At 73.4% G+C, this 17,356-nt stretch carries 17 protein-coding genes; 4 read left to right on the top strand and 13 right to left on the bottom strand.

The features are described 5' to 3' along the window. Positions 1-133 precede the first annotated feature (133 nt). Positions 134-514: a hypothetical protein gene (locus tag AB0D44_RS22980; RefSeq protein ID WP_362594078.1), complete on the top strand. Its 381-nt coding sequence runs from the start codon at positions 134-136 to the stop codon at positions 512-514. A gap of 46 nt (positions 515-560) precedes the next feature. On the opposite strand, the gene der is transcribed toward AB0D44_RS22980, so the two are convergent. The 4 genes from der to AB0D44_RS22960 form a co-directional block, all read right to left on the bottom strand. Continuing rightward, the gene (gene der / locus AB0D44_RS22975) at positions 561-2,024 is read right to left on the bottom strand and encodes a ribosome biogenesis GTPase Der (RefSeq protein WP_362594075.1); all 1,464 of its coding nucleotides are present in this window, start codon (positions 2,022-2,024) and stop codon (positions 561-563) included. Between the two features lie 75 nt (positions 2,025-2,099). Next, positions 2,100-2,789: a lysophospholipid acyltransferase family protein gene (locus AB0D44_RS22970; protein ID WP_362594071.1), complete on the bottom strand. Its 690-nt coding sequence runs from the start codon at positions 2,787-2,789 to the stop codon at positions 2,100-2,102. Next, positions 2,744-3,451 carry a (d)CMP kinase gene (gene cmk, locus AB0D44_RS22965; protein WP_362594068.1) on the bottom strand — a complete coding sequence of 236 codons (708 nt, stop codon included), beginning with the start codon at positions 3,449-3,451 and terminating at the stop codon, positions 2,744-2,746. The genes AB0D44_RS22970 and cmk overlap by 46 nt, the downstream gene beginning before the upstream one ends. A gap of 149 nt (positions 3,452-3,600) precedes the next feature. Continuing rightward, positions 3,601-4,689: a prephenate dehydrogenase gene (locus AB0D44_RS22960; RefSeq protein ID WP_362594065.1), complete on the bottom strand. Its 1,089-nt coding sequence runs from the start codon at positions 4,687-4,689 to the stop codon at positions 3,601-3,603. Between the two features lie 245 nt (positions 4,690-4,934). On the opposite strand from AB0D44_RS22960, the gene AB0D44_RS22955 reads away from it, so the two are divergent. Genes AB0D44_RS22955 through AB0D44_RS22945 form a run of 3 tightly spaced genes read left to right on the top strand, consistent with a single transcriptional unit; the run spans position 4,935 to position 6,544 of the window. Beyond that, positions 4,935-5,300, top strand: a complete 366-nt coding sequence (locus AB0D44_RS22955; RefSeq protein WP_362594062.1) for a DUF952 domain-containing protein — start codon at positions 4,935-4,937, stop codon at positions 5,298-5,300. A gap of 58 nt (positions 5,301-5,358) precedes the next feature. Beyond that, entirely contained in the window at positions 5,359-5,835 is a 477-nt protein-coding gene (locus AB0D44_RS22950) for a Rieske (2Fe-2S) protein (protein ID WP_362594059.1), read from the top strand. 28 nt (positions 5,836-5,863) lie between these two features. Continuing rightward, the gene (locus AB0D44_RS22945) at positions 5,864-6,544 is read left to right on the top strand and encodes a nucleotidyltransferase domain-containing protein (protein ID WP_362594056.1); all 681 of its coding nucleotides are present in this window, start codon (positions 5,864-5,866) and stop codon (positions 6,542-6,544) included. Positions 6,545-6,557: 13 nt separating this feature from the next. On the opposite strand, the gene AB0D44_RS22940 is transcribed toward AB0D44_RS22945, so the two are convergent. From AB0D44_RS22940 to AB0D44_RS22900, 9 genes are all read right to left on the bottom strand, one after another. Then, complete coding sequence (locus AB0D44_RS22940) at positions 6,558-7,574, bottom strand: ADP-ribosylglycohydrolase family protein (protein WP_362594054.1); 1,017 nt, start codon at positions 7,572-7,574, stop codon at positions 6,558-6,560. Beyond that, complete coding sequence (locus AB0D44_RS22935; protein WP_362594051.1) at positions 7,571-8,302, bottom strand: NUDIX domain-containing protein; 732 nt, start codon at positions 8,300-8,302, stop codon at positions 7,571-7,573. Before AB0D44_RS22935 ends, AB0D44_RS22940 begins: the two co-directional genes overlap by 4 nt. 339 nt (positions 8,303-8,641) lie before the next feature. Then, a complete protein-coding gene (locus tag AB0D44_RS22930) occupies positions 8,642-9,952 on the bottom strand; it encodes a pseudouridine synthase (RefSeq protein WP_362594048.1) in 1,311 nt (436 codons plus the stop codon). Continuing rightward, positions 9,952-10,578, bottom strand: a complete 627-nt coding sequence (gene scpB, locus AB0D44_RS22925; RefSeq protein WP_362594045.1) for an SMC-Scp complex subunit ScpB — start codon at positions 10,576-10,578, stop codon at positions 9,952-9,954. The genes AB0D44_RS22930 and scpB overlap by 1 nt, the downstream gene beginning before the upstream one ends. Then, positions 10,575-11,729: a segregation/condensation protein A gene (locus tag AB0D44_RS22920; protein WP_362594042.1), complete on the bottom strand. Its 1,155-nt coding sequence runs from the start codon at positions 11,727-11,729 to the stop codon at positions 10,575-10,577. The genes scpB and AB0D44_RS22920 overlap by 4 nt, the downstream gene beginning before the upstream one ends. Positions 11,730-12,051: 322 nt before the next feature. Beyond that, on the bottom strand, positions 12,052-12,561 hold the full coding sequence (locus AB0D44_RS22915; RefSeq protein WP_362594039.1) for a hypothetical protein: 510 nt from the start codon (positions 12,559-12,561) through the stop codon (positions 12,052-12,054). Next, complete coding sequence (locus AB0D44_RS22910; RefSeq protein WP_079154105.1) at positions 12,546-13,706, bottom strand: ParA family protein; 1,161 nt, start codon at positions 13,704-13,706, stop codon at positions 12,546-12,548. Before AB0D44_RS22910 ends, AB0D44_RS22915 begins: the two co-directional genes overlap by 16 nt. A 326-nt stretch (positions 13,707-14,032) precedes the next feature. Then, positions 14,033-15,148, bottom strand: a complete 1,116-nt coding sequence (ald, locus tag AB0D44_RS22905) for an alanine dehydrogenase (RefSeq protein ID WP_362594035.1) — start codon at positions 15,146-15,148, stop codon at positions 14,033-14,035. A 152-nt stretch (positions 15,149-15,300) separates the two neighbouring features. Then, entirely contained in the window at positions 15,301-17,274 is a 1,974-nt protein-coding gene (locus AB0D44_RS22900) for a tetratricopeptide repeat protein (RefSeq protein WP_362594032.1), read from the bottom strand. Positions 17,275-17,356: the final 82 nt, after the last annotated feature.

Below are 17,356 nucleotides of genomic sequence, written 5' to 3'. Positions count from 1 at the left end.
CTGGCCCCGCGGGGCGCTGTACCCACCCCACCACCCCAACACGGTGTGGGCCGCGGGGGTCGACCCCGGCGGCGATCCGCGTTTTCCGCCCGTCACCCCGCATCCGCAGGGCGCCGGTTTCGTTGGCTGATACGTGCATCCATACGACTCCTCCCGCGCCCCGTCCCGTACGAGCCCCGTCTCGCAGACCCCGATCTACGACGCCCTGTACTCGGAGTACCTGCGCGCCTTCCGGGCGCTGCCGGGCGACCGTACGGGCGAGGAGGACCTCGGGTTCACGGCCTTCTCCTACGGGGGCGGCTACACCGGCTCGGGCAGCTCGTACGACAGCGGCTGGAGCGGCCCCTCGTGGCAGCGGACGGAGGGCTGGCAGCCCACGTACGTGGCGCAGCCGCAGCCCACGGCCGCCTACTCGTACGCCGGCGGCGCCGGATACGCCGACGGGCGGCAGCGCCAGACCGGGATGACGCCCATCCCGGCGGCCCTGCCGCCCGCTCCGCGCCGGGGCTACTGACCCCGGGACTCCGTACCGCCCGTACCGCCCGTACCGCGCGCCGGTCCTACTTCTTCTTCTTGTACTGGGCACCGCGCTTCTCGCGCACCCGCACCGAGATGTGGATCGGGGTGCCCTCGAAGCCGAACTCCTCGCGCAGCCGGCGCTCGATGAAGCGCCGGTAGCCGTGCTCCAGGAAGCCGGAGGCGAACAGGACGAACCGCGGCGGCTTGCTGCCCGCCTGGGTGCCGAACAGGATGCGGGGCTGCTTGCCGCCGCGGATCGGGTGCGGGTGGGCGGCGACGACCTCGCCGAGGAAGGCGTTCAGCCGGCCGGTGGGGACGCGCGTCTCCCAGCCCGCGAGGGCGGTCTCGATCGCCGGGACCAGCTTCTCCATGTGGCGGCCGGTGAGCGCCGAGACGTTCACCCGCGGCGCCCACGAGACCTGCTGCATCTCGGTCTCGATCTCGCGCTCGAGGTAGTAGCGGCGCTCCTCGTCGAGCTCGTCCCACTTGTTGTACGCGATCACGATCGCGCGGCCCGCCTCGACGGCCATGGTGATGATGCGCTGGTCCTGGACGCTGATCGTCTCGGTCGTGTCGATCAGGATGACCGCGACCTCCGCCTTCTCGACGGCCGCGGCCGTGCGCAGGGAGGCGTAGTAGTCGGCGCCCTGCTGGAGGTGGACCTTCTTGCGGATGCCGGCGGTGTCGACGAACTTCCAGGTGATGCCGCCGAGCTCGATCAGCTCGTCGACCGGGTCGCGGGTGGTGCCGGCCAGCTCGTTGACGACGACCCGGTCCTCCTTCGCGACCTTGTTGAGCAGCGAGGACTTGCCCACGTTCGGGCGGCCGATCAGCGCGATGCGGCGCGGGCCGCCGGGGGCTGCGCCGCCGAAGGTCTGCTCGGGGGCCTCGGGCAGGGCCTCGAGGACGGCGTCCAGCATGTCGCCGGTGCCGCGGCCGTGCAGCGAGGAGACCGGGTGCGGCATGCCCAGGCCCAGGGACCACAGGGAGGCCGCGTCGGACTCGCCGCTCTGGCCGTCGACCTTGTTGGCGCACAGCACGACGGGCTTCTTGGCCTTGCGCAGGAGGCGGACGACGGCCTCGTCGGTGTCGGTCGCGCCGACCTTGGCGTCGACGACGAAGACGACCGCGTCAGCGGCCTCGATGGCGTATTCGGCCTGGGCGGCGACCGAGGCGTCGATGCCGAGGACGTCCTGCTCCCAGCCGCCGGTGTCGACGACCTTGAAGCGGCGGCCCGCCCACTCGGCCTCGTACGTGACGCGGTCGCGGGTGACGCCGGGCTTGTCCTCGACGACCGCCTCGCGGCGGCCGATGATGCGGTTCACCAGGGTCGACTTGCCGACGTTCGGCCGGCCGACGACGGCGAGGACGGGGAGGGGGCCGGCGGCGGCCTCCTCGAGGGCGCCTTCGACGTCCTCGATGTCGAAGCCCTCTTCCGCGGCGAGCTCCATGAACTCCGCGTACTCGGCATCGCCAAGTGCTCCGTGGTCGTGCTGGTCGTTCATGAAGTCCGTTCCTCGTCGTTCGTGGTGATCGGTGGTGCCCGCGCAGCGCGGTTCCACTACTAGGTCAAGTCTCGCTCAGCGCCCGGTGAGGCGCTTGGCGTCGGCCAGGTGGGCGGTCAGCCGGTCCTGGATGCGCACGGTGGCCTGGTCCAGCGCGGTGCGGGTACGGCGGCCACTGCCGTCCCCGGCGTCGAAGGCCGAGCCGAAGACGACGTCGACCCGGCTCTTGAAGGCGGGCAGTCCCTTGACGAGCCGGCCCTTGGTGTCGCCGCTGCCGAGCACGGCCACGGGCACGATGGGCGCGCCGCTGCGGACCGCGAAGTACGCGAGACCGGCGCGCAGCGAGGCGAAGTCGCCGTCGCCCCGGGTGCCCTCGGGGAAGATGCCGAGGGCGCCTCCGTTGTCGAGCACGCCGAGGGCGCGGGTTATCGCCGTCCGGTCGGGGCCGCCGCGGTCGACCTTGACCTGCCCGATCCCTTCGAGGAAGGGGCCGAGCGGGCCGACGTACGCTTCCTTCTTGATCAGGAAGTGCAGGGGCCGGGGCGCGGTGCCCATGACCATCGGGCCGTCTATGTTGTGCGAGTGGTTCACGGCGAGGATGACGGGGCCGGAGGCGGGCACCTTCCAGGCGCCGAGCACACGGGGCTTCCACAGCCCGTACATGAGCCCGATGCCGATGCGCCTGCCGACCGCCGCACCCTTGGGTGAGGGCGCTTGGCTCACTTGCGGCCCGCCCGCTTCTCTTCCACCAGGGTCACGACGCACTCGATGACCTGCTCGAGCGTGAGCTCGGTGGTGTCCACCTCGACGGCGTCGCCGGCCTTGGCCAGCGGGGAGGTCGTGCGGCCGGAGTCCGCCGCGTCGCGCTTGATGAGCGCCGCCTTGGTGGCCGCGAGGTCGGCGGCCTCCTTGCCGCGCAGCTCGCCGCTGCGCCGGGCGGCGCGCGCCTCGGCCGAGGCGGTCAGGAAGATCTTGAGGTCGGCGTCGGGCAGCACGGTGGTGCCGATGTCCCGGCCCTCGACGACGATGCCGTCGGCCTCCACGGCCGCCTGCGCGGCGATGGAGCGCTGCAGCTCGGTGATCAGGGTGCGCACCTCGGGGACGGCGCTGACGGCGCTGACCTTGGCGGTGACCTCCTGGGTGCGGATGGGGCCGGAGGCGTCCAGGCCGTCCACGGTGATGGTGGGCGCCGCCGGATCGGTGCCCGACTCGATGGCGGGCTTGCCCGCGGCGACGGCGACGGCCTGCGCGTCGTCGGTGTCGACCCCGTTGCTGATCATCCACCAGGTGATGGCCCGGTACTGGGCACCGGTGTCGAGGTAGCGCAGCCCGAGCTTGGCGGCCACGGCCTTGGAGGTGCTGGACTTGCCCGTGCCGGAGGGACCGTCGATGGCGACGATCACGGCTGCCGGAGCTGCGGTTTCCACGGTGCGGGCACCTTCCTGGTTGCGCGTACGTGTCTGGGCGCGCGAAAACGCCCCTGCTCCAGGTTACCGGGCCCCGGGACCCCCGGGCCCCGCCCGTCCGGCGGAGCCCCGGCAGCCGGGCGGCGGAGCCCCGCTGCCGGGCGGCGGGATCACTGCTGCCGCAGCGCCCAGCCCCGCTCGCGCAGCTCGGCCGTCAGCCCGGCCACCGCCCGCGGCTCCACCATCAACTGCACCAGACCGGCCTGCTGCCCCGTCGCGTGCTCGATCCGCACGTCCTCGATGTTGACCCCGGCCCGCCCCGCGTCCGCGAAGATCCGCGCCAGCTCGCCCGGCTGGTCGGAAATGAGCACGGCGACCGTCTCGTACACGGTCGGTGCCGCGCCGTGCTTGCCCGGAACCCGGACCCGTCCCGCGTTCCCGCGCCGCAGCACGTCCTCGATCCCGGCGGCGCCGCCCCGGCGCTTCTCCACGTCGGCGGACTGCAGGCCGCGCAGCGCCTCGACGGTCTCCTCCAGGTCGGCCGCGATCCCGGCCAGGACGTCGGCGACGGGGCCCGGGTTCGCCGAGAGGATCTCCACCCACATCCGCGGGTCGGAGGCCGCGATGCGGGTGACGTCCCGTATGCCCTGCCCGCACAGCCGCACGGCGGTCTCGTCGGCCTCCTCCAGGCGCGCGGCGACCATGCTGGAGACCAGCTGCGGGGTGTGGGAGACGAGCGCCACGGCCCGGTCGTGGGCGTCGGCGTCCATGACCACGGGTACGGCCCGGCACAGCGACACGAGCTCCAGGGCGAGGTTCAGCACCTCGTGGTCCGTGTCCCGGGTGGGGGTCAGCACCCAGGGGCGGCCCTCGAAGAGGTCCGCCGTGGCGGCCAGTGGGCCCGACCGCTCCTTGCCCGCCATGGGGTGCGTGCCGATGTACGCCGTGACGTCGACGCCGAGCGCCTCCAGCTCCCGCCGCGGTCCGCCCTTGACGCTGGCCACGTCCACGTACGCGCGCGCCGCGCCGCGGCCGATCGCGTCGGCGAGCGTCGCCGCCACGTGGGCCGGGGGCACGGCGACGACCGCGAGGTCGACCCTGCCCTCCGGGGCCTCGTCCGTGCCGGCCCCGAGGGCGGCTGCGGTATGGGCCTGGGCCGGGTCGTGGTCGACGAGGTGGACGGTGATCCCGCGGGCGGTCAGCGCGAGCGCCGCGGAGGTGCCGATCAGTCCGGTTCCGATGACGACGGCGGTTCTCACGGGGCACTCCTGGGTTGCGTTCGGCGAGGTGACGGGCTGTCGGGCCAGCGTAGCCAGCCCGGACGGCGCAGGGGCCCGGCGCCCGCCCAGTGGGACGGTGGCCGGGCCCCGAGCGGCAGCCGCGTCGGACGGACCGGGCCGCAAGCGAGCGGCGCACCCGGCGTCGAGACACGGACACTGTCACCCGAAGCGGACAGGCCCGCCACTTGGCGCACGCACCCCCGACGCTGCGGTAGAACGTCGGCATGATCTTCCACCTCGTCCCGCTCGCCGACTGGACCGCCGCGCCCGAACGCCCCTACGCCCCGCCCTCGCTCGACGCCGAGGGCTTCGTGCACTGTTCGGCGGACCGGCCCACGGCGCTCGCCATCGCCGACGCGCACTACCGCGCCGTACCGGGGCCCCTGCTCGCGGTGGAACTCGACGAGGGCGCCCTGACCGCCGAGGTCCGCCGCGAGGGTGGATCCGGGGGCCGGTACCCGCACGTCCACGGCCCGTTGAACCGGGAGGCCGTGGTCCGCGTGTGGGAGGTCGTACGCACACCCGGCGCCCCCGCCTCACTGGCACCGTGGGAACCGGGCCACCGAAACGGCGCGGCAGGCTTCTCCTGAGGCCCGCCGCGGGCCAGGATGCTGCTCGCCTCATCCGGCCACCAAGCGAGGAGACACCATGAGCGACCCCACGCACACCGCCCGGCGCACGGTACTGACGGCCGGCGCGGCCGCCCTGGCGGGCGGCGCGCTCACCGCGTGCGGCGGCGGTGACGGCGAGAAGCCGCCCGCGAACGGGTCGCAGACCGCGCCCGCCCCGTCCGCGCCCGCGTCCCAGCCGGCCTCGTCGCAGCCCGCGGGGGCCGGCAAGGCCATCGCCAAGGCGGCGGACGTACCGGTCGGCGGCGGCACGGTCCTGAAGGACGAGAAGCTGGTGGTCACCCAGCCCACCGCCGGAAACTTCCGCTGTTTCTCGGCGGTCTGCACCCACCAGGGCTGCCTCGTGAACAAGGTCGAGAACGGCACCATCGACTGCCCCTGCCACATGAGCAAGTTCAAGGACACGGACGGCGCGGTCCTCAAGGGCCCGGCCACCCGCCCGCTGCCGGAGAAGAAGATCACGGTCGCGGCGGACGGCAGTATCTCGCTCGCCTAGCGGCAGGCGCCGCGCCTAGGGTCGCCGGATGGACGATCTGACACTGGTACGGGACCACACGGTCTACCAGTGCGTGATGGGCTCCCGGGCGTTCGGGCTGGCGACGGAGGCGAGCGACACCGACCGGCGCGGTGTCTACCTCGCCCCGACGCCGCTGTTCTGGCGTTTCGAGAAGCCCCCCACGCACGTGGAGGGCCCGCGGGACGAGGAGTTCTCGTGGGAGCTGGAGCGCTTTTGCGAGCTGGCCCTGCGCGCCAACCCGAACATCCTGGAGTGCCTCCACTCCCCCTTGGTGGAACGGCTGACCCCGGTCGGCGAGGAACTGCTCTCGCTCCGCGAGGCGTTCCTCTCCCGCCGGGCCCACACCAGCTTCAGCCGGTACGCGGCCTCCCAGCGCGGCAAACTCCTCGCCGACGTCCGCGTCCACGGCGCCCCGCGCTGGAAGCACGCCATGCACCTGCTGCGCCTGCTCCTGTCCTGCCGCGACCTCCTGCGCACGGGCCGCCTGACGATCGACGCGGGCCCGCACCGCGACCGGCTCCTCGCGGTCCGCCGCGGCGAGCTCACCTGGGACGAGGTCGACAGCTGGATGGCCCGCCTCACCTGCGAGACGGAGTCGGCCCTGACCACCACCCGCCTCCCGGAGGCCCCCGACCACGCCCGCGTCGAGGACTTCCTCCTGCGCACCCGCCGCGCGTCGCTCTGCTAACCCCCCGGCGCGCCTAATCCCACAGCGCGCCGAAGGCGAGGAGTTCCGCGCGGTACTCGATGCGGCCCTCCCAGGCTCGGGGCCAGACGTCCGCGCCGAGGTGGGCGCCCGCGAAGGCGCCCGCCAGGCAGGCGAGGGAGTCCGAGTCGCCCGAGGTGCAGGCGGCGCGGCGCAGGGCCAGGAGGGGCTCCTGCGGGAAGAGGAGGAAGCACTGCAGGGCCGTGGCGAGGGCCTCCTCCGCGATCCAGCCCTCGCCCGTGGTCAGGCAGGGGTCCGTCTCCGGGGACGGGGTGCGCAGGGCGGCGGCGAGCCGGTCGAGGACGGCCAGGCACTCGTCCCAGCCCCGGGCGATGAAGGACTCCGGGGAGGCGTCGCAGGCCGTCCGCATCCAGAGGTCACCGAGCCAGCGCCCGTGGTAGCGGGTGCGGTTCTCCAGGGCGTACGAGCGCAGCCGCCCGACCAGGCCCGTCACCTCGGTGCCCTGCGCGAGCAGGTACACGGCCCGGGCGGTCAGGTCGGAGGCGGCGAGCGCCGTCGGGTGGCCGTGGGTCAGGGCCGACTGGAGCTGGGCGGCGCCCGCCCGCTCCTCCTCGGTCCAGCCGGGGACCAGCCCCACCGGCACCACCCGCATGTTCGCGCCGCAGCCCTTGGAGCCGGTCTGGCTGGCGTCCCGCCAGTCCCGTTCGGGGTGCTCCAGCAGCGAGCAGGCCCGCAGGCAGGTGTTGCCCGGGGCGCGGTTGTTCTCGGGCGACCGGTACCAGTCGACGAACTCCTCCCGGACCGGGCGGGCCAGGCGCAGCGGCCCCACCCGGCCCCGCTCCGCGGCCGTCCGTATGCCCCGCGCCAGGGCGAGCGTCATCTGGGTGTCGTCCGTGACGATGGCCGGCCGGGGCAGCTGCATCTCGCGCCACGGGCCGGTCTTGGCGAGGATCGACGGCACGTCGTTGAACTCGGTGGGGAAGCCCAGGGCGTCCCCCAGCGCGAGGCCGATCATCGCGCCGGTCGCCGCGCGCTTCGGGGTCGTCGTCATCGTGTGCGTCCTTCCGGGGGGCGGAGCAGGGGCGGGTGCAGGGTGGTCGCCGGTCCCGGCCGGTACAGCGCGGCCGGTTTGCCGCGGCCCCCGGTGAGCCGGGCGGCTCCCGGTACGGCCTCGACGAAGCCGGGGGTGGCCAGGACCTTGCGGCGGAAGTTGGGGCGGTCCAGGGCGGTGTCCCAGACCGTCTCGTAGACGGACTGGAGCTCCCCGAGCGTGAACTCGGGCGGGCAGAAGGCCGTGGCCAGGCAGGTGTACTCGAGCTTCGAGCCGACCCGCTCGCGGGCGTCCGCCAGGATCACGGCGTGGTCGAAGGCGAGGGGCCCGACCTCGGCCAGGGGCACCCAGCGGGCGTGGGCCGCGTCCCCGCCGCCCTCCGCCGCCGGTTCCGGCAGGTCCGCGACCAGCGCCGTGAAGGCCACCGAGACCACCCGCATCCGGGGGTCCCGGTCCGGCTCGGTGTAGGTGCGCAGCTGCTCCAGGTGCAGGGCCGCCACCACGGCCGGCGACAGGCCGGTCTCCTCGGCCAGTTCGCGGCGGGCGGCCGTCTCCGCGGACTCCCGCGGCGCGACGAAGCCGCCGGGCAGCGCCCAGGCGCCCTCGAACGGCTCCTGTCCGCGCCGGATCAGCAGGACGTGCAGGCGCCCGGCGCGCACGGTGAGGACGGCGAGGTCGACGGTCACCGCGAACGGCACGAAGGCGGACGGGTCGTATCCGGCGCTCATCGTGCCTCCGACGTTCCGGCGCGCCGGTCGGGCCGGCCGGGCCGTTCGGGCCGGGCACCCCCACCGCCCCCGCCGCGGCCCCGGCGGTTCCCGGTCCACCCCCGTGGGTCCAGGGCCACCGGCCGTACGCGGCGAGGGCGATGAAGACGATCTGCGGCACCTGCGGCTAAGCCGGTGCGGCTCGAGCTCGGGTCCGGGCTCACGACGACCCCCCTTAATGGTCAGATCGACTATAAACAGGGGAGCGGGTCCGGGCAAGCGAAAAGCCCGCAGTGCCGGGGCAACTGCGGGCTTTCGACCCGGAATCGGGCGGCCGGACGGCCGGACGGCCGGACGGTCCTACAGACCGACCTCGCGCATCAGCATGCCGACCTCGGTGTTGGTCAGGCGGCGCAGCCAGCCGGACTTCTGGTCGCCGAGCTCGATCGGCCCGAAGGAGGTCCGTACGAGCTTCTCGACCGGGAAGCCCGCCTCGGCCATCATGCGGCGGACGATGTGCTTGCGGCCCTCGTGGAGGGTGACCTCGACCAGGTAGTTCTTGCCGACCTGGTCGACGACGCGGAAGTGGTCGGCGCGGGCGTACCCGTCCTCCAGCTCGATGCCGTCCTTGAGCCGCTTGCCGATCTCGCGCGGCAGCGGGCCGGTGATCGCCGCGACGTACGTCTTCTTCACGCCGTACTTCGGGTGCGTGAGGCGGTGGGCCAGCTCGCCGTGGTTGGTGAGCAGGATGATGCCCTCGGTCTCGGTGTCGAGCCGGCCGACGTGGAAGAGACGCGTCTCACGGTTGGTGACGTAGTCGCCCAGGCACTGGCGCCCGTCCGGGTCCTCCATCGTGGACACGACGCCGGCGGGCTTGTTCAGCGCGAAGAAGAGGTACGACTGGGTGGCGACGGTCAGGCCGTCCACCTTGATCTCGTCCTTCGGCTGGACGCGCCGGCCCTGCTCCAGCACGATCTCGCCGTTGACCTCGACGCGGGCCTGCTCGATGAGCTCCTCGCAGGCGCGGCGCGAACCCATGCCGGCGCGGGCGAGCACCTTCTGCAGACGCTCGCCCTCCTCCTCGGCACCCGGGAAGGTCTTCGGGGTCTTGATCACGGGCTTGTCGGCGTACCGGTCGCGCACGCGCTCCTCGATCCGCGCGTCCAGCTCGCGCGGGCGGGACTGCCCGCTGCGGCTGCCGGGACCGCGGCGCGGGCCGCCGGCCCCGCCGATGCCGGGGGTCTTGGAGGTCTTGGGGCCGCCCTTGGCGCCACCGCGCGCGGCCGCGCCACGGGCGCCGCCGCCGCCGGCCTTGGGGCCCGAACGGCCGCTGCGCTCGCCCTCGGGACCCACGTCGTAGCGACGCTCCTCGGGGCGGGGGTTGCGGGGCCGCTGGGGCGCCTGGTCGCGGTCACGCTCGCGGGAGCCGGAGCCGCCGCCCTGGTAGCCGCCGCCGGAAGAGCCGCCGCGGTGGCCGCCCCCACCGGAAGAGCTGCCGCCGCGGTAGCCACCGCCGGAGGAGCTGCCGCCGCGGTTGCCGCCCCCACCGGAGGAGCTGCCGCCGCGGTAGCCACCGCCGCCGCCGGTGCTGCCGCCGCGGGAGCTACCGCGTCCGCCACCACCGCCGCCGCCGCTGTTCCTGTTGCCGCCGCCGTTGCCGTTGCTTCGCATCAAATGTCCGTCGTCTTGTCGTCGTCTTCATCGGTGTCCGGTGCGTCCGGATCGAACGACGGCACACCTTCTTGCGTCTCGGCTTCGATCGCGTCCGCCTCGGGGAGGAAGGGCGCGAGCTCCGGGAGCTCGTCCAGGCCGCGCAGGCCCATCCGCTCCAAAAAGTGGTTCGTCGTCCTGTACAGGATCGCACCTGTTTCGGGTTCCGTCCCCGCCTCCTCCACCAGACCCCGCTGGAGGAGCGTGCGCATGACCCCGTCGCAGTTCACTCCGCGGACCGCCGAGACCCGCGACCGGCTCACCGGCTGGCGGTACGCGACGACCGCCAGGGTCTCCAGAGCCGCCTGGGTGAGACGGGCCTGCTGGCCGTCCAGGACGAAGCCCTCGACGGCCGGGGCGAACTCCGCCCGCGTGTAGTACCGCCACCCGCCGGCGACCAGGCGCAGCTCGAAGCCGCGTTCCTGGACCGCGTACTCGTCGGCGAGCTCGCGCAGCGCGTCCGCCACCTCCCGCGGGGTGCGCTCCAGCACCTTGGCGAGGTGCGCCTCCGTCGCGGGCTCGTCCACGACCATGAGTACGGCTTCCAGCGCGGGCTTCAGCGCCAGCGCGGCCACGTCGCTGCTCATTCCACGGCCTCCACGATCTGGTCGAACTCGTCGGTCACGGTCGGCATGCCGTCGCCGTCCCCGCCGCTCCAGCGGACGGTGAGGGTCTTCAGGGCCTCTTCCTGGTCCAGGACCACCGCCTTCTCGCGGTAGAGCTCCAGCAGGGCCAGGAAACGGGCGACGACGGTGAGGGTGTCCCCGGCGTCCTCGGTGAGCTCCCGGAAGGTGGCCTCGCCGCGGGCCTTCAGCATCCGGACGACGAGGGCCGCCTGCTCGCGCACGCTGACCAGCGGCGCGTGGATGTGGTCCACGTACACCTGGGGCTTCGCCTTGGGCTGCATGGCCTTGGCGGCGAGGCGGGCGAAGCCTTCCGGGCCGATGGTGATGACGACCTCGGGCAGCAGGTCGGCGTGGTGCGGCTCGAGGCCGACGGTGCGCGGGTAGCGCCGGCCCTCGGCTTCCGCGCGCTCCTCGAAGAGGGTGGCGATCTGTTTGTACGCCCGGTACTGGAGGAGGCGGGCGAAGAGCAGGTCCCGGGCCTCGAGGAGGGCGAGGTCGGCCTCGTCCTCGACCTCCGCGGCGGGCAGCAGCCGGGCGGCCTTCAGGTCGAGCAGGGTGGCGGCGACGACGAGGAACTCGGTGGTCTGGTCGAGGTCCCAGTCGGGACCCATGGCCCGGATGTGGGCCATGAACTCGTCGGTGACCTTGGACAGCGCGACCTCGGTGACGTCGAGCTTGTGCCGGGAGATCAGCTGGAGCAGCAGATCGAAGGGCCCCTCGAAGTTCGCGAGCCGCAACGTGAACCGCCCGTCGCCGCCTGCGGGGTGCCCGGCGTCATGGCTGTCGCGGCCCTCGGCGGGGGCGTCAGGGGCTGCGGGGGTGTCAGGGGCTGCGGGGGTGTCCTGGGGCGCTTCCCCGGCTACCGGAGCCCCGGGGAGCTCGGCTGCCCCCGTGGCTGCGGCTGGCCGCCCGGCGTCGGGATCGGCGCCTCCCCGACCGCCATCACGGCCCTCAGCGGGGGTCTGCGCCGCCCCGGGGGCGTCCTGGGGCTCTCCCCCGGTTGCGGGCGGCCCGGAGCGCTCAGCGGGCGCCCCGGGGGCCTCGGCCGGCGCACCGGGACCGCGGCCCAGGACGCGGCGGATCGGTCGACCGGGTTCGGCGGGGAAGGGCATCGGGGTCCAGGTGGTGCGCAGGGGGCGGCGGATCGGGCGTGACCCACCCTAGGGTGCACCCCGCCGATCCCCCCGGACCGGCCCCGACACCTCCCCGCGCAGTCGCGGGCAGGTGTCGGGCGACGGTCCAGCCCGGGAACCCCGCCCGGAGCTGTCGCGGCTGCGGGCCGGCGGCCGGTATCGGCGGTGGCAGGCGACAGCCCCCGGACCCGGCCGGGCCTGGGGGCTGGAGCTGCGCTGACAGGGTCAGTGGTGCGGTGGCAGGGGGGCGGTCGCCGGGCGTGCGCGCCGCGGGCGGGGCCTTGGCGGCCACGCGGGTCGGTCAGCGGCCGCGGAGTCTGCGGACGAGGATGCTCGCGTCCCCGCGGGACTCGAGGTCGGCGAGGACGACCGCCACCGCCTCGCGGACGATGCGGCCGCGGTCGACCGCCAGGCCGTGCTCCCCGCGCAGCACCAGCCGCGCGTGTTCCAGGTCCATGAGCTCCTCGGCGGAGACGTAGACCGTGATCTTCTCGTCGTGCCGTTCGCGCCCGCTGGGCCGCCGGTTCGCGCCCCGGCCCTGGGCCTTTGCGCGTCCGCCCGCGCCGGGGGCCACGGAGGCTCCGTTGACAGAACCTTCCTGCGGCCGCCGCGGTGCGCCCACCACGGTCTCCGTGCCGGCCTCGGCCTCCCGGCTCCGGCCCTCCCCCGCCGCACCCTCGGCCGAGGAGGCCGCGTGCTCGGCGGCGGGCGCCTCGTCGGCGCCCCGCCTCGGCGAGGAGGACTGGAGCGCCATCCCGCCGGTCGTACGGAACAGTTCGTCGGCTCCGGGCAGACTCACTCGGCGTGACACCGGGCGAGCACCTCCCTGGCGAGCTGGCGATACGCGGCGGCGCCGACGGAGTTGGAGGCGTACGTCGTGATGGGCTCACCGGCGACCGTGGTCTCCGGGAAGCGCACCGTGCGGCCGATGACCGTGTGGTAGACGTGGTCGTCGAAGGCCTCGACGACGCGCGCCAGCACCTCGCGGCTGTGCACCGTACGGGAGTCGTACATCGTGGCGAGGATGCCGTCGAGCTCCAGCTCGGGGTTGAGCCGCTCCTGCACCTTCTCGATGGTCTCGGTCAGCAGCGCCACGCCGCGCAGTGCGAAGAACTCGCATTCCAGCGGGACGATGACCTTGTGAGCCGCCGTCAGGGCGTTCACCGTCAGCAGACCGAGCGAGGGCTGACAGTCGATCACGATGTAGTCGTAGTCGGCCATCAGGGGCTTCAGGGCCCGCTGCAGGGTGGACTCGCGCGCGACCTCGCTGACCAACTGCACTTCCGCAGCGGACAGGTCGATGTTGCTCGGCAGCAGGTCCATGTTGGGGACCGCGGTCTTGAGCAGCACCTCGTCGGCCGACATGCCCCGCTCCATGAGCAGGTTGTAGACCGTCAGGTCGAGTTCCATCGGGTTCACGCCGAGACCCACGGACAGCGCGCCCTGCGGGTCGAAGTCGACGAGCAGCACGCGGCGCCCGTATTCGGCGAGCGCGGCACCCAGGTTGATGGTCGACGTGGTCTTGCCCACGCCGCCCTTCTGGTTGCACATCGCGATGATCTTCGCCGGACCGTGGTCGGTCAGCGGACCCGGGATCGGGAAGTACGGGAGCGGGCGTCCGGTCGGGCCGATCCGCTCACGGCGCTGGCGGGCAGCGTCGGGGGCGAGGGTGGCCGCGTACTCGGGGTCCGGTTCGTACTCCGCGTCGGGGTCGTAGAAGTGCCCTTCGGGCACGTTGTCGTAGTCGGCGAAACCAGTGGGCTTTTCGCCGCTCAGGTCGCCGGCCCTGGAGTTCACGTCTAGGCCGTCCATGCTCTTTTGGGGCGTCGTCATGTGCTGGTGGTTTGCGAAGGTGCGGACTGCGACGGAGCCGACAGCCTCGAGCCCGGCGGGGTTCTGGCCCCGCTCCGGCGCGCCTGCTCGACCACCCCCAGGAGCAAATGTCGACTCATTCACAAGTCGTCTTACCTCCTCGGACGTGACCAGGACACTTATCGATAGGTCAGCGTGGCACCATGCCGACGGTTGGCGACTCTATGGCGTGTCACCGCTCAGCGGCAACACAATCCGCCGGACCCGGCACGATGTGTCGGCAACCGAACACCACTCTGTCAAGGGCGCACGAGGTGTCGCCGCGAAGTTTCGCGGGTGTGCGAAAGGGTTAAAGGGTTACGTTCGAGGCGTGTTGAGCGACTCTCCGGCGCACCCGGCAAACGCGTCCGGCCGGACCTTGCGGGCAAGGTCCGGCCGGATACGTGAGATTGACGTCAGTCGTTGACGTTTCAGCCGAGCAGCGTGCTCAGCTCAAGGGTCTGCAGGCCGTGGGCCTCGGCGACCGGACCGTAAACGACCTGGCCGTCATGGGTGTTGAGGCCCAGCGCGAGCGCGGGGTCGCGACGCAGCGCCTCGGCCCAGCCGAGGTTCGCGAGCTGCACGATGTAGGGCAGCGTGGCGTTGGTCAGCGCGTAGGTGGAGGTGTTCGGCACCGCGCCCGGCATGTTGGCGACGCAGTAGAAGACCGAGTTGTGGACCTGGAAGGTCGGCTCGGCGTGGGTGGTCGGACGGGAGTCCTCGAAGCAGCCGCCCTGGTCGATCGCAATGTCGACAAGGACACTTCCGGGCTTCATCTTGGCGACGAGCTCGTTGGTGACCAGCTTCGGGGCCTTCGCACCCGGGATCAGCACCGCGCCGATGACGAGGTCGGCCTCGATGACGGCCTTCTCCAGCTCGTAGGCGTTGGAGACGATCGTCTTGATCTTCGTGCCGAAGATCTTGTCGGCCTCGCGGAGCTTGTTGATGTCCCGGTCGAGCAGGGTCACGTGGAAGCCCATGCCGATGGCGATCTGCGCGGCGTTCCAGCCGGAGACGCCGCCGCCGATGACCACGCACTCGCCGGCGTGGGTGCCGGGGACGCCGCCCGGGAGCACGCCGCGGCCGCCGGCCGAGCGCATCAGGTGGTAGGCGCCGACCTGCGGGGCCAGGCGGCCCGCGACCTCGGACATCGGGGCGAGCAGCGGCAGCGCGCGGTTGGCGAGCTCGACCGTCTCGTACGCGATGGCGGTGGTGCCGGACTCCAGCAGGGCGTCCGTGCACTCGCGGGAGGCCGCCAGGTGCAGGTAGGTGAAGAGGGTCTGGTCCTTGCGGAGGCGGTGGTACTCCTCCGCGATGGGCTCCTTGACCTTCAGCAGCAGGTCCGCGGTCGCCCAGACCTCGTCCGCGGTGCCGAGGATCTCGGCTCCGGCCGCGACGTACTCGGCGTCCGTGATCGAGGAGCCGACACCGGCGTTCTGCTCGATGAAGACCTGGTGGCCGTTGCGGACCAGCTCATGCACGCCGGCGGGCGTGATGGCGACCCGGAACTCGTTGTTCTTGACCTCGCGGGGGATGCCGACCTTCATCGTCGATCACGGTCCTTGGCTCAGGGGAAATTACGGGGCACTTCCATACATACCCGCCCACAAGAACGCGCAACGGGATGCACCACGAGATGACGTGGTGAAGCCAGTTTAATGAAGGATGAACTCGTGTCTAGCCTTGCAAACAAATAATCTTAGTCGGATCCACTACGGATTTCGCAGGCTGCGGGGTCGTCTCCCAGCAGTCTGTCGGCCGCGGACCGGTGCAGCCTGGCGGCAGCGGGATCCCCCAGCCGGTCGAGCGTGTCCGCCAGCCGCACCTGGAGCGCGGCCTGCAGCCGCTGGTCCCCCGCACGGCGCGCCAGCTCCACCGCCTCCCGGCAGGTGTGCAGCGATTCCTCGGGGCGGCCGGCGTACTCCTGGACCCGCGCCATCTCGCTCAACGCCTTTGCCTGGCCCGGCACATCGGCCAGCCGCCGGTAGCCCGCGGCGGCGGCCCGCCAGCTGCGCAGCGCGTCCCCGTACCGGCCCGCGTACGTGTGGACGTTTCCGAGCCGCCCGTACAGCCGGGCCTCGTCCGCGCGCTCCCCCCGCGCGAGGGCGTGGGCGAGCGCCCGGCCGAACCAGTCGGAGGCCCGGTGCCAGTCGCCCAGCTCCTGGTGGGCGCCCCCTACGGATTCCATCGCGCGGCCGGTCGCGTACGGGTCGTTCGCGGCGCGTCCGGCGTCCAGCGCGGCCCGGTAGCGCTCGAGCGCCTCCCGGGTGCGGCCGGTCTCGGCGTCCAGGTCGGCCAGGTTCAGCAGCGCGGCGGCCTGCTCCCGGTGCAGGCTGCGCCGCTCGGCCACGTCCAGGACCAGCCGGTGCAGCCCGTACAGCTCGGGGGCGGCCTCGGCGGTGCCGCGGTGCTCCGCGAGGGCCCGTACGAGGGCGGCGATCAGCCGGCGGGCCAGGGTGTCCAGCTCCCCGTCGGCCACGGCGAGGGTGGCGGCCGCCGAGAGCGCGGGCAGGCGGGTGTCCAGCCAGGTGGCCGCGGCCCGCCGGTCGGGGAAGCGCAGGGTGCGCGGCACCCCGTCCAGCTTCTCCCGCAGGCCGACCCCGTCGTCCGCGTCCGCTTCGGCCATGGCCCGGCAGGAGTGCAGCAGCCGTACGGTGCGCTCCAGCATCCGGGCCCGGGCCAGCTGGACCTCCGCGGGGCGCTCCTTCGCCTCGAGCAGGGACTGGAGCAGGGGGGCGAGGCAGCCGGGCAGCAGGAACAGGCCGCCGGGGGCGTGGCGGAGCAGGCCCAGGGCGGCGAAGTCGTCCAGCGTGGACTGGGCCGCGGCCACCGAGCAGCCGGCGAGGGCGGAGGCGGAGTGCGAGTCGACGATCCCGGCGGGGGCCAGCGGCAGCAGCCGCAGGGTCCGCTGGGCGGGCTGCGGCAGGGACTCGTAGACGAGCCGGAAGCCGCGGGCCAGCGGGCCGCCGACACCGGCGGGCATCTCGTGCAGCTGCTTGGCGACGTCGGCGACGGCGGCCTTGGGGTGGGCGGCCAGCCATCCCCCGACCAGGGCCAGGGCGGCGGGCTGCCCGCCGCACTCCTCCGCGAGGGTTTCGGCGGCCCGGGGATCGGCGGCGGCGCGGGTGTCTCCGATGCGCTGGACGAGCATCTCCACGGCGGAGGGCGTGTCCAGCCCGCCGAGGGTGCAGGGCCGTACGTCGGGGATGCCGGTGAGGGGTCCCTCGGCAGTCACCACGACGAGGCACTCCGGGGTGTCCGGCAGCAGGGCGTCGACCTGGTGCGGATCGGCGGCGTCGTCGACCAGGATGACGACGCGGCGCCCGTCGAGCGCGGTGCGCAGGGCCGAGCTGAGCTCGTCCTCGCCCGCCCCTGGCGGGGTGGCCTGCCCCAGCCCTTCGAGGAGGCCGCGTACGGCGCGCTCGGTGGCCAGGGTCTCCCCGCCGGGTGCGGTGAGGCGGGTGCGGAGCACCCCGTCGGGGTACTGGTCGGCGATCTCGCGCACGAACGCCTCGGCGAGCGCGGTCCGGCCGGAGCCGGGGCGCCCGGCGACCAGCAGCACGCGGGCGCGGGGTGCCTTGGCCTTGCGGCCCGAGAGGGTGTCGAGCCCGGTCCGTGCGATGTCCTCGCGCAGCTCCTTGAGCTCACGCCGCCGCCCGACGAAATCCGTCACGGATCCGCTCCTCTCCCTGCCTTCGGATGGCGAGCGTAGTTCACGCAGAGCGACGGGCCGGGTGGAGCGCGGCGGGCATATC

The organism is Streptomyces sp. NPDC048349 (assembly GCF_040651925.1).
In the GTDB taxonomy this organism is placed as follows: domain Bacteria; phylum Actinomycetota; class Actinomycetes; order Streptomycetales; family Streptomycetaceae; genus Streptomyces.
Note: the sequence above shows the minus strand (reverse complement) of the source record. Positions and strands in the feature narration are given on the sequence as shown.

Bases quoted from the DNA above. Each gene is read 5' to 3' on its own strand.
- der (WP_362594075.1), bottom strand. From the start codon at position 2,024: ATGAACGACCAGCACGACCACGGAGCACTTGGCGATGCCGAGTACGCG.
- AB0D44_RS22955 (WP_362594062.1), top strand. From the start codon at position 4,935: ATGATCTTCCACCTCGTCCCGCTCGCCGACTGGACCGCCGCGCCCGAA.
- AB0D44_RS22950 (WP_362594059.1), top strand. From the start codon at position 5,359: ATGAGCGACCCCACGCACACCGCCCGGCGCACGGTACTGACGGCCGGC.
- AB0D44_RS22945 (WP_362594056.1), top strand. From the start codon at position 5,864: ATGGACGATCTGACACTGGTACGGGACCACACGGTCTACCAGTGCGTG.
- AB0D44_RS22940 (WP_362594054.1), bottom strand. From the start codon at position 7,574: ATGACGACGACCCCGAAGCGCGCGGCGACCGGCGCGATGATCGGCCTC.
- AB0D44_RS22935 (WP_362594051.1), bottom strand. From the start codon at position 8,302: ATGAGCGCCGGATACGACCCGTCCGCCTTCGTGCCGTTCGCGGTGACC.
- AB0D44_RS22930 (WP_362594048.1), bottom strand. From the start codon at position 9,952: ATGCGAAGCAACGGCAACGGCGGCGGCAACAGGAACAGCGGCGGCGGC.
- scpB (WP_362594045.1), bottom strand. From the start codon at position 10,578: ATGAGCAGCGACGTGGCCGCGCTGGCGCTGAAGCCCGCGCTGGAAGCC.
- AB0D44_RS22920 (WP_362594042.1), bottom strand. From the start codon at position 11,729: ATGCCCTTCCCCGCCGAACCCGGTCGACCGATCCGCCGCGTCCTGGGC.
- ald (WP_362594035.1), bottom strand. From the start codon at position 15,148: ATGAAGGTCGGCATCCCCCGCGAGGTCAAGAACAACGAGTTCCGGGTC.